General features: G+C 54.2%; 6 protein-coding genes and 4 pseudogenes. 6 read left to right on the top strand and 4 right to left on the bottom strand.

What is annotated here, in order from left to right:
• The first annotated feature begins 624 nt into the window (after positions 1 to 624).
• Complete coding sequence (locus tag AC3ANX_RS15945) at positions 625 to 1,953, top strand: O-antigen ligase family protein (protein WP_488334229.1); 1,329 nt, start codon at positions 625 to 627, stop codon at positions 1,951 to 1,953.
• 131 nt (positions 1,954 to 2,084) lie between these two features.
• On the opposite strand, the pseudogene AC3ANX_RS15940 reads toward AC3ANX_RS15945, so the two are convergent.
• A pseudogene (locus AC3ANX_RS15940) lies at positions 2,085 to 3,431 on the bottom strand (IS701 family transposase).
• Between the two features lie 657 nt (positions 3,432 to 4,088).
• Here AC3ANX_RS15940 and AC3ANX_RS15935 point away from each other — a divergent pair.
• The 4 genes and pseudogenes from AC3ANX_RS15935 to AC3ANX_RS15920 all read left to right on the top strand — a co-directional run.
• The gene (locus AC3ANX_RS15935; RefSeq protein WP_488334228.1) at positions 4,089 to 5,564 is read left to right on the top strand and encodes a hypothetical protein; all 1,476 of its coding nucleotides are present in this window, start codon (positions 4,089 to 4,091) and stop codon (positions 5,562 to 5,564) included.
• Positions 5,565 to 6,514: 950 nt separating this feature from the next.
• Positions 6,515 to 6,778, top strand: a complete 264-nt coding sequence (tnpA, locus tag AC3ANX_RS15930) for an IS66 family insertion sequence element accessory protein TnpA (RefSeq protein ID WP_488334227.1) — start codon at positions 6,515 to 6,517, stop codon at positions 6,776 to 6,778.
• A gap of 511 nt (positions 6,779 to 7,289) precedes the next feature.
• Entirely contained in the window at positions 7,290 to 8,468 is a 1,179-nt protein-coding gene (locus tag AC3ANX_RS15925) for a glycosyltransferase (RefSeq protein ID WP_488334226.1), read from the top strand.
• 406 nt (positions 8,469 to 8,874) lie between these two features.
• Positions 8,875 to 9,079 (top strand): annotated as a pseudogene (locus tag AC3ANX_RS15920) (IS5 family transposase); the annotation flags it as partial.
• Between the two features lie 42 nt (positions 9,080 to 9,121).
• Here the strand turns inward: AC3ANX_RS15920 and AC3ANX_RS15915 are convergent.
• The 3 genes and pseudogenes from AC3ANX_RS15915 to AC3ANX_RS15905 all read right to left on the bottom strand — a co-directional run.
• A protein-coding gene (locus AC3ANX_RS15915; protein WP_488334225.1) for an IS630 family transposase occupies positions 9,122 to 10,068 on the bottom strand; the annotation gives its coding sequence in 2 pieces (ribosomal slippage) (positions 9,122 to 9,732 and positions 9,732 to 10,068; 948 coding nt in all).
• Between the two features lie 517 nt (positions 10,069 to 10,585).
• Positions 10,586 to 11,554: a hypothetical protein gene (locus tag AC3ANX_RS15910; protein ID WP_488334224.1), complete on the bottom strand. Its 969-nt coding sequence runs from the start codon at positions 11,552 to 11,554 to the stop codon at positions 10,586 to 10,588.
• 294 nt (positions 11,555 to 11,848) lie between these two features.
• A pseudogene (locus tag AC3ANX_RS15905) lies at positions 11,849 to 12,264 on the bottom strand (integrase core domain-containing protein); the annotation flags it as partial.
• 64 nt (positions 12,265 to 12,328) lie between these two features.
• Between AC3ANX_RS15905 and AC3ANX_RS15900 the strand changes: the two are divergent.
• Positions 12,329 to 13,107, top strand: a pseudogene (locus tag AC3ANX_RS15900) (IS5 family transposase).
• Positions 13,108 to 13,486 lie beyond the last annotated feature (379 nt).

Below are 13,486 nucleotides of genomic sequence, written 5' to 3'. Positions count from 1 at the left end.
CTGGCGCGCTGGACGCCGCCATCCTTTCACGCTTGGCGCAGGGTGTTGTTGCGACTGTTTGGCGCTCGGATCGGAAAAGGCGTTCGCGTTTATAGTAGCGTCAACATCTGGCTTCCTGCGAATCTTATAATGGATGATGAGTCATGGCTGGGTCCCTTTGTCCGGTGCTATAATCAAGGAGCGATATCGGTCGGAAAGCGTGCCGTGGTTTCGCAATATGCGTTCTTATGCGCTAGCAGCCACGATACGTCTGATCCAGAGTTTCAGCTTGTCTTGAAGCCAGTGGTGATTCGTGATCAAGCTTGGATTGCCGCAGATGCGTTTGTTGGTCCAGGAGTTACAGTAGGTGAGGGTGCAGTTCTTGCCGCTAGGGGCGTGGCTGTTCGGGATCTTTCGCATTGGACAATCCATGGAGGCAATCCAGCCGTCGCCATTAGGGAGAGATCGTTTAATAGGTAAGGACGCATTTCTTTGAGAGTTGAGTGAGCTTTATTCTAACTTTTAAGGATAAATCTCCGGTTCAGAGGCGCTCTGGGCCTAAAAGGTTTGCACTTGAGGATTGTGACTTGCATGCAAAACAGGCCAAAGTTGCTTCGTAGGGGCGAATTATCAAAACCGATAAGATTGCCGCTTGCATACGGCGCCCTGGCAGGTCTTCTGACATTGGCTCTTTTTGGCCCTGCGATGACTATGTTAGGAGATGCCGAAACTGGTGCAGGTAATCTGGCCAGGCAAGCCGGCTACGGCCTCGTTTTCGTAGTGGCTGCGGCCGCCATGCGTCCGTTCAGGCATCCCGAGCGCTTGGTGGTGATCCCTTGGCCATTGGTGGTTGCTCTTGCGTGGTGCTGGCTTAGCCTTTCTTGGGCTCTTGACCCGGAGGTATCATTCCGTCGGCTCGTACTAACAACCATAATCGTTTGGTCGATATTCGGATTGACTCGTCAGGTCGGCATCGAAAAGCTAATGATGTTTGTTAGGTTGGCTTTTATCCTAATGCTTATCCTTAATTTTGCTACGGTCTTTCTGGTGCCGAGTGTGGGTTTGCATAATCTCTATGGTGACGATCCGCTACTGTTTGGTAAATGGCGCGGTATTATGGGGCACAAAAACGCTGCCGGACAACTTTGCGCTCTAACAATTATATTTTTCTGTTTTGATCGTCGCAGTTTTCCATACTATGTGCTCATTTTTGTAATTGTAATGTCTGGCGTTTTTCTTTGGTTTAGTGACTCGAAGACCTCTTTGGGAATCGTCGTATTCGCTCTAGGAGGTGGATTTGGCGCTTCAAAATTGAAAACATTTTCTTCACTGGACAAGATGAGTAACCAGTCTCGAAAGAAAAGGCTTATTCTTCTGGCTGTTTTTGGCGTTATTCTAGCGCCAATAATTCATTTTGGAGTAGAGAGCGATTTATTTTTAAATTATGTTTCGGATTCGTCTGGGTTAACCGGGCGTGCCGAAATATGGGCTGGAATGATGCGATATTATTTAAATAACCCGGTGTTAGGGGCAGGGTACGGTTCCTTCTGGAACATTGGTACTGCAAGTCCAATTCTCATGTATGCTCAAGGATGGGTTCAAGGTGTCTCGGAGGGGCACAATGGTTATTTGGACCTTCTTGTTACAATTGGCTTGCCGGGGCTGGTCCTCGTACTATTCGCCGCGTTCTTGTATCCTGCCCAGCAATTTTGGGTGACGAATAAGATGAGTCGCTCAACCAGCGCGCTCGTTGCGGCCTTGATCCTATTTAGCTTTGGCCACAACTTCACAGAATCTAGTATTTTTGATCGTGATTCTCTGGGGCAAGTTTTTCTTGTGTTTGCGATCGCGATATTGTCAGTAGGTGAGATTAAAAAGGAAGATGCAATTAGCCGTAGGGCGAAGCTTGTTGATGTGTCACAAACCACGTTGAATAAGCGTGCAAGGGTCAGGGGACGGCAGAAGGAGTATTAAGTTTTCGCGGATGTTTGGCGATCAGCTAAAGCGGTTTGTGTGTGTTCGGGTTGCATGCCATCTGCGGTCATTAAGTACGGGCCGCAGTACAGCCTTTCAGATCAAGGTAGGCGCGCGGCGGAATACTAGCACTACTTTGGCAGGTTGCGTGTTGGAGACGCATGGAGCGGCTCATGACAGTGCGGGCAGCGGTCCGGTGGGGGTCTAGCGAAGAGGTTGAGGATGGCCTGCCGGATGGCTGGCATGGTCGGCTGCGGCGGCGGTCCCCCGGCTCTTTTCTTCCGTCCCGCTGCTGTGAGGCGGCGGGACTGGAGGAAGGCGTATGCGATCATCGTCATCAAGGCGTGTCGGTGTAGCCCTGTCCAGGATCGCCCTTCAAAGTGGTTGAGGCCAAGCTCTTCCTTCAGCTGCTGGTGGGCCTGCTCGCAGATCCAGCGCGCCTTGATGGCGCCCGCCAGCATTCTGATCGGCGTATCAGCGGGTAGGTTCGAGAGGTAGTATTTGCGCTCGCCACTCGAGCGATGCTCCCCCACCAGCCAGACTTCCTCGCCTGGCAGGTGCTGAGCGCCCATGTCACGGATGCGCTGAGTGGGACCGTCTGCCACACGGACGCGAAGGGCAGCGAAACGCGCGGGCAGCCGGCCTTTCGTGCCGCGCCGCCAGCTCACCTATTTCCAGGGCTGCTCTGCCAGCACCTTCTCCGCGACAACGGACTTGCTGTCGGGGATGTGGTGCTGCCGGGGGCGCCCATGGCCCGCAACCGGGAAGATCATGGCGACATCAGCCGGGTACACCTTCTGTCGAGCGGGGATGCCAACTGCCCAAGACAAGCCGCGCTCGCTTAGCGCCTGGCGGAACGGCGCACTCATGCCGTATCCGGCGTCTGCCAGCACGCAGCCAAAGCGCGCACCGGCAGCTCTGATCCGGTCGATCTCCTCTATAGCGATCTCCGGTTTGGTCAGGACGACCTGACGGTCATCGGGTACCTTGGCCTTTGCCATATGCTCCGGATCGCTGGTCCAGCTTTCCGGCAGGAACAAGCAAAGGCCAACCATCACTGGCACCTCGCGCGATGCCAGCGTCACCGAGACCAGCGTCTGACAATTCGCGGTCCTGCCGAGCGACGATGCATATTGCGGCGCCACGCCGACGGAGTGACGGCCCTTCTTTGGCATCGCCGTGTCATCGATGACGAGGAACGCGCCGGTGCCGCCAACCAGCCGGTCGGCCTTCTCCAGCAGCGTAGCTTCAAGCGGAGCGCGGTCCCATATCCCAGCTGCCACGACATGATGAAGCTGATCGTAGGCGGTTTCGCCGCCCCGCGCGGCCATCGGCCGCACGCTCTTGCGGTCTCCTGGACCTATCAAACCAGCGATGTACTGCGGGCACATCCTGCGCCGCGCCGGATGCGACAGCGCCGCCAAAAACGGCTCGAGCCATCGCTCCAGATCGGTCCGCCAGCTCTCGTCCACCGCCATCGTCGTAAGTCCGTCAGCCAACACTGACAAACAGGAATCAACGACGATTCCAGCTGGTTCCTTCAACCTGCCATAGTAATGCTAGGCTCGCCACGGCGACAAGCTGCCGCTCAAGGCGTCCGCCAGTGCTTCCCCCATGTCGCCTGCGCCTTTGCCAATGTGGCTATACCGGTGAGCTTGCAAACCGGCCCGCTGAAAAGCGCGCAGCACGTTCGAGATCATCCGACGCGGCCACACCGAGGGTTTGAAGGTTCTGCTGCAGCGTTGGGTAGTCGAACGCACCTTCTCCTTGATCTCAAAAAGCCGGCGCTTGATCTGTAACTATGAGTAAAACGCCGCAGTCGCCGAGAACCTCATCACCACCGCCGGATCCGCAACCCTGCCTCGCCGCTGAACGTGACAAATCATCCTCTCAAGACGCGCTTTGATAGAAGCCAACGAAGTCGAAGAGTACAGCCAACTACTTTCGACCGCAGCAAAGCCTCTTCCTTCACGTAAGGACGCCCGTCGAGTGCGCTGCACATCAGCAGGTTGGTTCGGCGCGTGTCGCAGCGCCAAAACTTTACGTCAGGACCATGTTGGTGACACACAGGGGAACCCCCGTCGCATATCGACCAACAGGGGTAAACGTGCTGGACGCGTCGACAGGAGGAGGTTATGCCCATCAACATGGCACGTAAACGGTTAAATTTGTCGAATTTTTTCAACAGCAGTCTATATCTAGCCTCCGTTTTCACATTCGTGGTTGCGCAGATCGCGATGGGCGCACCTGTAGAAGTAGTCGCGTCATTGGCTCTTGCCAGTTTTTTGGCGCTTCCGCCTCTCTTGCGGAAGCGGAAGACGGCAGTCGACGTGCTCATGCTCGGCCTAGCCTTCTACTTAGGTTTTGGAGCACTACTATTTAAGACCGTTCTCGGGCAAAGTGTAGAAACGAATCTTATATCCGCTAGCGATGCCGCAATTAATTTGATCGTTTGCGCGCTAGCAGTGCTCTTTGCATATGTTTTTCATAGGGTTTTCATCTTCAGCTTTGTTGACCGTTTAAAGTTTTCTGCTTATTTTTCAAAAAATAATGTTGTAAAATCGCTGTCCCTTCCGTTGTTATTGCTCGGATGCCTGTTATACTTTCTCCATGCAATGCTACGCCCGAATATCAGCGATAGCGGCGGGGGAGACGGTGGCGGATTTGGCGGATTCGGAAGTTTCTATTTTCTCATTCCCATTGGGCTATCTCTGCAGTACGGTTACACAGCTTTTTATGGGAGGAGTCGGTCGTGGGTCGTAATTGGGTTGACGGGAGCGTTCCTCCTTTTTGCTTCCACTTTGACAAATGAAAAGCGTCCGGTAATCGATTTTATTCTTGTTTCTTTCCTCTCTTTCATGTTTCTGTCGCCGCTTCGGCGCAAATGGCCGCTGCTGGTAATATTTGGCGTATTGGGCGCGCTTTTCTTGAGTATCGTCGCTCCCGCTATCGAAGCGACCAGGCTGCAAGCCAGTGGCGCGAAGCCTTTCGAGAAGATGGCAATGACGTGGCAAGTTATGGCTGATGCGCAGTTCGACCCGTTTGTCTTGAATGAAAAGCGTGGACAGCAGGCGCATATGTACAAATATGCCTTTGGACAAAATCAGAGCTATGTGTTTCCTCTAACTGCTAACGTAGATCGTTACGCCCTCATCTTTCCTTTAGATCAAGTGATACGTCGTTCCGAGGTTGCCGGTCCAGGTTATTTTTCAGTTTTTTCGGAACTTCAGCGCGCATTGCCCAGCTTTTTAGCCGGGAAGTCAAACGTTTCAAGCGGCGATGAAATAGCGTGGCGATATAACATCCGGCAGTATGGATCAATCGGAAGGCCGGTCTTAGGATTGCCATCCTCCGCTTACGCGATAGGTGGTACTCCGGCTGTGGCAGCTCTTTCTTTTGTACTCTTCTCAATGATCTTCTTTCTTATTATGTTCATTGGCGGATATATATCAAACAATCCATTTGCGATTGGAATATCTGTTATGTATTTGGTGCTGCCAGAGTACGATGCTGCTGGATTGGTAGCTTTGTTTTTTCGGCCACTCCTGTTTCTACTTGTAACTTTGTTTGTAATTCGCTTTGTATCGGAAAAAGTATTTAGAGTAAGGTGAAGTGTTTTTCGGGTGACCTAAATTGCTCGCAGGTCGGGGCCTTGGTAATCGCCTCCGAGATACTGTCGTTGGTCTTTGGGGTGTTCACGTTAGGCTCGACATACTCCCAAGACATCGAACGTATCCCGTGGCCTTCACAATTGAAAAACTGCCTAAAAAAATGCGCGCAACAGCAGGCTTCCGTCGTCAGTAAGCAGGATGGCAGTTGTGATTGCCCTCTCCTGCGTCAGCCGCCGTCGCGGCATGACAGCGCCGCTCGTATTTAGACCAGCGAGGCGGCAGCTATTCTTGCGCGGGCGACCTCAGCACCGGCAGAAGCGTCTTGATCATAATCCTCTCCCCCGGTCCGGAGGCAATTTGCGCCGATCGGGGAAGGGCAACCCTGATGTTCACCTCAGAGTGAGGGACTGCAGTTTGCGTATGATCGCGTTGTGCCTTGCGATGGCTATCAGAATAGCCTTTTTTGGGGGGGGGGGGCGTCGAGGGCCACAATTAAAGAACTTCGCGATTCTTTTAGCGACTGCCCCGAAAATGTCCGGCTGCCGCACGTAACACTTTCGCGGGCGTGCGCTGTCAAGCCAGCGAGCGGAAATTTTTGCGTGGGCAAAGCGTGTCGAGTTCCGGGAGTTCTCTGAGCAGTTTGGCCAGCACGATGGGTCCGATCCTTATGACGCCGGCAAGCAGGTGGTTCTGTTCCGACAGGAGCTGATCCGCAGCTATAAAACCCGCAGTCCGGCGGTCGAGGTGTAAGCGTCCGGTCTGAGGCGCCTTGCAGGCCAGGTCGGCAGTAAGTGACAAGTGCGGCACTGTGGTTTGCACCGGTGCGGCACCTATGGCTACGCGGATTATCGACGTGACGGAGTTGGGTAAGCGGGTACGTCGCCCGTGGTCCGTGGTCCGATGATGATAAGCCGGGCTTCGTCACCGAGACGCTCGAACCGCGGACGACGGTGCGTTCGGTCGCGCGTCGCCACGGCTTGGATCTGTCGCAGCTCTACCGCTGGCGTCGCAAACTTCTCGCGGAGCGTTTTATGCTGGGTGTGTCAGACGGGTTCGTGCCGGTGCAGCTCACGCAGGCGACCGCACCGACATTGCCGCCGCCGCTATCGGCAGGGTCTATCGAGATTGTAACCGCAGGCGGGCACCGCGTGCGCATTGTGCTGCCAGTGGACCGCGCGACGTTGCGGCTGGTGCGCGACGCACTTGGCCGATGATTGGACCTCCAGCTAATGTGCCAGTGTTTCTGTCAGCCGGCATAACCGACATGCGCAAAGGTTTCGATGGCCTCGCCGCAATGGCGCAGAGCGCGCTGGAGAAGGACGGCGCGCGGCTCTACGGTGATAATCACGTGCATCCTCATCGTGTTTACGGCTAAACATTGTCTAGTTTAGGGCTTTCACTGCGGTTTTGGCGCTTCGGGATTCGCGAGTCGCCAGAAACGCCCCACCACCTGCTGCGTTGGTTAAAAAGATAAAACCTATAGTCATCAAAGACGATTTTAAAAAAACAAGTTTTTAATGTGTTGAAAACCGGCCAGTTCATTTTCTATGATGAGGTATTACGCGTTTCGTTTGATGTAAACCTAAGGTTCTGACCTGAAGATCGACGGACTTGGTTGAATACATTGAGGTTGATAAAATATTTACGTTGAATAATATTTAGAAATAATGAGGCGGCAAAAGTCCAGTTATCTGCTAATTTAGTAATCTTGCAGAAAGATTGTATATGAGAATATTACGAATTATCGAGACATCCGATCCTCGGTATGGCGGTCCAGTCGAAGGTGCTCGCCGGTTTGCCGAAATTTGGTGTCAAGCAGGATATCGGCAAGATCTTCTAACTTTAGATGCTCCAGATGAGTCATTTCTGAAAGACTATCCAGGTCTAATATTTCCTATTGGGCCCTCTAGAGGCAAAGGAATTCTACAACGTTACCGTTACTCAAAACATGTCATTCCATGGATTAAGCAACATGCGTGCAATTATGATGCAGTTATAGTTAGCGGTTTGTGGAGGTATATGACTAGGGCGGCCTACAAGGGGATCAATCCTAAGGTCACTCCATATTTTGTATTTACACATGGTATGCTTGATCCTTACTTCAACAAAGGTAATCGCGCAAAGCAATTCATTAAACAATTGAGTTGGATCTGGGCTGAGGGCCCGCTCTTAAACAATGCTGAAAGTGTTTTCTTTACTTCTGAAGAGGAGAAGAGATTGGCAGAAAACGCTTTTTTTCCGTACAAAGTTCGGCCGAAAGTGGTGAACTATGGTACTGTGGACTTGGAAGAAAATCTGGTTAATCATGTTAAATCATTTTCAAGTGCATTTCCCGAACTCACGGAAAAGAAGTTTTTTCTTTTCCTTAGCAGGGTACATCACAAGAAGGGCTGTGACATCCTGATTGAAGGATTCTCGAAGTTTAGAGACTCGCATCCTGACGTGCACCTAGTAATAGCGGGACCAGATCAAGTCGGATTAGTGCCACAGTTGCAACGTCAATCCGACGATTTGGGCCTCGGGGACCGAATCCATTTCACCGGTATGCTTTCGGGCGATATAAAATACGGCGCTATGCGATCAGCTTTCGCATTCATTCTACCGTCTCACCAAGAGAACTTTGGGATTGTTGTAGCCGAAGCCTTATCTTGTGGTACTCCCGTCCTCCTTAGCGACAAAGTTAATATTTGGCGTGAGATTGTTGAGGATAAAGCGGGATTAGTTGCGGAAGATAATGTGGAGGGCGTTATTCAACTCTTCTCTCGATCGCTGAGCTGGAACGAAGAAGCGCATGGCATGTTCAAAAAGCGAGCGAGAGCTTCGTTTTTGAAAAGATTTGACGTAAATAAGGCTGCGGCGGAGTTAATAGACTTTATAAAGAGAAAGACGGGTGGCGATTATTGATAGAGCATATAGTAGCGTCTGCGTCGTGATGATAGCGATACTCGGTGTTTGCTTTGTCTGCCCCGTGAGGGTGTGCTGCTCGCGATTTACCGAAAGTAGCTAATCACGACAGAAAAGCTTTCAATTTCCTCTAAGCCAAGGGCCTTATCTGAAATCTTATTATCGCCTCAACGGCAATCGGGATTTCCTCTCGAACTGCTGCCGACAAAGACGCCTTACGATCGCCGACAATAACTTTGGCAGTTCGCTTGTCGATGTTTCGTGGAGCCGCTCGCGGCGGTTGGCGCCGCTTTAGGGCCAGGGCTCGTTTGATCAAGCCAGAAGATGAGGGTGGCGGCGAGTGCGATGGTGGAGAAGGATGAAGGCGGGTAGTGGTTGTAGTCAGTTGAATGCGGCGTCAACCTTTCAGGGGCTCGCGGCAGCGAAAGCCGTACCGAAGACGGTCATGATCGACACGACCTGCCTGAAGGCACGCCGCACGGCATTAAGTCTGCGAAGAAAGAAAGGGATCTCGGCCGCCTGATCGGCCCCACGAAAGGCGGCATAAACATCAAACTGCACGCCGGCAGCGATGCGGACGGTGGCCCCCGGGCTTCTTCATGACCGCCGGCCACCGTCATCTTCTGGCTATGATTAATTAGAGCGGTTTTCGATCAGTCTGCATCGTAGCCGCAGGCGGCGAAGTAGTTGGCACATTCCTGGGGCGAGTAGAGATCGAGGATGCGACCGATGGCGTTCCATAGGCCATGGACGGTCCGCTCGGCCGCTTTTCGCAGGTGCGCCTTCAGCTTGGAGAAGGCCTGCTCGATCGGGTTGAAGTCTGGGCTGTAGGGCGGGAGGAAGAGGAGCGTTGCGCCAACGCTTTCGATGGCGGCTCGCACGGCCGGCGCCTTGTGGCTCGACAGGTTGTCCATCACGACCACGTCACCGCGGCCGAGTTCCGGCACGAGCACGCGCGTGACGTAGGTGAGGAACGCATCGGCGTTCATTGGTCCGTCGAGCACCCAGGGTGCTACCATGCCCGTGCGGCGCAGGCCGGCGACGAAGGTCGTGGTCTTCCAATGTCCGAAGGGGATGCCGGCGCGCAAGCGCTGGCCCCGCCGGCAGCGACCATGGCGCCGCGCCATGTTGGTAGACGCCCAGGTCTCGTCGATGAAGACCAGCTTGTCGGGGTCGAGATCGAGCTGGCCCTCGAACCACTCCTCGCGACGCTTCAGGACGTCGGGACGATCTTGCTCCGTCGCGTGGCCGGTCTTTTTTTGCGCGTGATCCCGTGGCGGGCGAAGAAGCGCCAGAGCGTGGCGATGCTGACGCTCACGCCACGCTCGGCCAGCATCCCACGAAGCTCTGCCAGCGTCGGATCCGGCTGCTGCTCGATCGCCTCCAGAATGAAGGCGGCATGGTCCTCAATCTTGGGACTTCGGCGATCACCGCCCTGCGGCTTGGCCGCCGGCGTGCCATGAGCGAGCACCAGCTGTCGCCAGCGGATCGCGCTTGCCGCGCTGACGCCGAACCGCTCTGCCGCCTGCCGGCAAGACACCCCGCTTTCGACAGCAGCGATGACACGATCCCGAAGATCACGCGATAACGCTCGGCCCATCCATCCCGGCCTCCTTCGCCAGCACGGATCGTGAATCAGAAAACGGGTGCCGTGTGAATCCCCAACGATTCAGCCCCGACGAAAACCGCTCTAGTCCTGATGCTAGGCGAAGCGCGCGCGTCTTGCTGAGAGGGTCGTCGTCCTTCTTTTCTTGCCGTATTATTAATGACGAGGAGCACGCCGGGATTCCAACCAACTCGCTGCGATCCTTCAGCAGCGCAGCGTCGGCAGAGCGTTGTCGCGTAATCTGATTGCGACGAGATGACGAAGCTCTAAATAGTCCGCTCCACCGCCGCCCGGCTGTTGACAGCGCCGCTCTTGCCCCGTGAGCTCACCAAACACAGCAATGTGCTGTGAGTGCATCTTGCAAATGAAGCAACCTTGGCAAGCTTGAAGTGTCACTGCTTTTATGAAGCCAGTTAATTTTGTTTTAATAAATAGCTGCAGACTTTGTACCATTGAAGCAGGATCGGTGTGTCTTCTCAAAATGTTACTTTGTTACATCTAATCTGTAGGATTACACATGTTTTGCAACTTTTAATGCAATGTCAAACAGTTTCGGCTCTGGCAAAACCTCGCCGCCCCAAACTAAAGCTTGCAAAGCGTCCTTATAATTGACCGTTTTCACTACGCTGTTGGCGTTCAGCTCATGACCGATCCTAGTGCTTCGGTCCGCATTTATAGTTCCATCCAAGTTCATCCTGCGAACCCACCAATCGATCGCGTTACTTGCCATTTTTCTCAGGCGATTTGCGAATGCCTGATCCGGACATATCGGAATAAACATTAGCGCGCACTCTGCTCCAACCATTTGGTAAGAAACATCGTACCCCTGCCGCTCAGGATTTTCTCCGTTGGCTAGTTGAGCTGACAGCCCGCGACGGCCCCAGGCGTACGCGGCGGGCAAGAGCGAGGTGTCGCCGGTGACAAAGGCAGCTTGGCCCAAAGCTGACATGCATAAGAAGCTCCGATGCGTGTAAGGACGATTGAGAAGAAAGCCCTCGTCTACATTATCTACGAGCCATCTCGCACCGCTTCGTAAATGCCGGACGCGCTCAATTGTTGCGCTGCTCGGGTCGGCCATACAAGCCTGAGCCAAAGCGCCGATGAAAAGAGATGCCGAGTGATACAGCCCGCCCGCGCTCGCGTATCTACCGGTCGCATCTTGCTGCTGGTTCCCCCAATCGAGAATTTTCCAGCCTAATTGGATCCAGTCCTGCCTCTTGTTCAGTACCCCCCTTACGACATAGTCGCCGCCCACTCTTTGTTCTTCAATCATCCAGATGCCGCCACGATTCCGCCCCTGAGCGCCATCTGGGGCAATGGTGCCTCCAGGAGAGAACCTATATACGTACTTCATTAGTATAGGATTTCTACATAATGATAAAAAGGAGGGACTTTGATTTGCGTAGATATCATTCTTTGCTAAAAATGCGAAAATAGCCGCTGCGGAGGACTTAATAAACACTCTTCTTGAATCTGTCATATTCAATTCTCCTGGCGCAATGAATAATAGAAAGCGTATATACGAAAACACTTCAAGGCAGCTTTAAAATGGCAGTGTGGATCCTGAAACATGACCGGAGCATTGCAGCATCTTATCAAAAAGGCATGGCGCAACACCTAGGCGTTGGTACGCGCCGCGGCCGTGCGGTGCCAACCCGAGGTAAGCAAACGAACGACGGAGCGTGCTGGCGTTGAAAGTTGGTCCCGATATACACTCTACCGCTGCCTCGCGTTGTCTACGCACTTGATCTTGCCCCTATTTCGCCGAGTAGATTCAAGCGGTTGGTAAGCCCAACGCGAGGTGCCTGCGCGGCGAGCGCATTTTAAGACCTGCGTGCGGGTGATGTTCGGTATAGTCCAATCCAACGACCGAGTGATGTCAACGCGGTATGTGCGTGTGGCAAGGTGAGACGCGAACGTAATCTCGTTTAAGGGTGTGTACGAAAACCTCGGTGATGCCGTTGGGCCGCGGGCTCCGGATCGGCGTGAAGTGAGGCTTGAGGCCCAGACGGCGTGCAAAGATGCCGGTGTCGCGGGCGGTATATGCCGAGCTGTTGTCGGGCAGCATCTCAGCTATCGACGTTGCGCGCAGTCCACCGAAGCGGGTCTCTACGGCTTCCAGCATGATGTGCCGCACATCTTTCTAACGCCTATTTCGGCGTTGGCGACTGCGCGCCAGGCAATCACCTCTCCCGCGCCCTAGGGTCAAAACTCAATCAGCAGCTTGAGGTGCATAGCCTTTCCTGATTCAAAGATGGCTGTGGATCATGGGAGGTTGAGCATGGCGCTGTTCTGGTTGTCGGATGAGGCGTGGGCGGCAATTGAGCCGCATCTGCCGAGGAACCAGCCCGGTGCCCGACGTGTCGATGATCGCCGGGTGATTTCGGGCATTTTGCACGTGCTGAAGGTGGGCTGCCGCTGGTGCGACTGCCCGGCCGATTACGGGCCATCTACGACGGTCTATAACCGCTTCAACCGATGGTCGCGGCGAGGCTTCTGGCTCAAGCTGCTGGACGCACTGGTGAACACCGGCGCGGTGACGAAAAGCACCGCAATCGACAGCACTTACATCAAGGCGCAGCGCGCGGCGTTCGGAGCAAAGGGGGGCGTGCGGCACAAGCGATCGGTCGCTCGCGCGGCGGCTGGACGACCAAAATCCACGCGCTCACAGACGTCATCGGCCGTCCCTATGCGCTGATGCTGACACCGGGCAACGTCAGCGACATGAAGGCCGCGCCCGCGCTTCTCGAACACGCAGGCCGTATACGCTACCTGCTCGGCGACAAGGGCTACGATGCTGACCGGCTACGCCGTCTCGCTCGCGATGCCGGCGCGGTCCCGGTGATCCCCGGCCGGCGCAACCGCAAGCGCGTCATCCGCTACGACAAGGACCGGTACCGCGGCCGGCATCTTATCGAGAACGCCTTCTGCCGCCTGAAGGATTTCCGCCGCGTACACACGCGCTACGACAAGCTCGCCGCCAACTTCCTCTCAGCCGTGGCGCTCGCCACCGCCATCGCCTTCTGGCTGTGAACGAGTCTGAGCCCTAGTAACGGCGCTGACAGTCATCAGTGATGATCTCAGACAAAGACATAATCCTATGGTCTGGAGTTATCCCTAAGACTCAGTATGGGGCTCATTTCTGTCCAGATGGCGAGGGTGGGGGGCAGCACTTGACATGCACGCGGGTAATTTTTCTTAGAAGAAGCAAGCTGAATTTTATTGGGCACCAACCCATTACCGGGTCCGTGAAGAAAATAGGCAGGCGAGCTTCACGGTAACGAGGTAGTCGTTACGACGGTTCAGTCGACAACAATTAATAGTTTAGAGCGGTTTTCGTCGGGGCTGAATTGTTGGGGATTCACACGGCACCCGTTTTCTGATTCACGATCCGTGCTGGCGAAGGAGGCCG

Source organism: Sphingomonas sp. BRN-1R (assembly GCF_057748035.1).
This window is presented reverse-complemented; position numbering and strand designations above follow the sequence as displayed.

What these genes read in the sequence shown, in the direction of transcription:
- AC3ANX_RS15910 (WP_488334224.1), bottom strand. Translation starts at nt 11,554, where the DNA reads ATGACAGATTCAAGAAGAGTGTTTATTAAGTCCTCCGCAGCGGCTATT.
- AC3ANX_RS15925 (WP_488334226.1), top strand. Translation starts at nt 7,290, where the DNA reads ATGAGAATATTACGAATTATCGAGACATCCGATCCTCGGTATGGCGGT.
- AC3ANX_RS15935 (WP_488334228.1), top strand. Translation starts at nt 4,089, where the DNA reads ATGCCCATCAACATGGCACGTAAACGGTTAAATTTGTCGAATTTTTTC.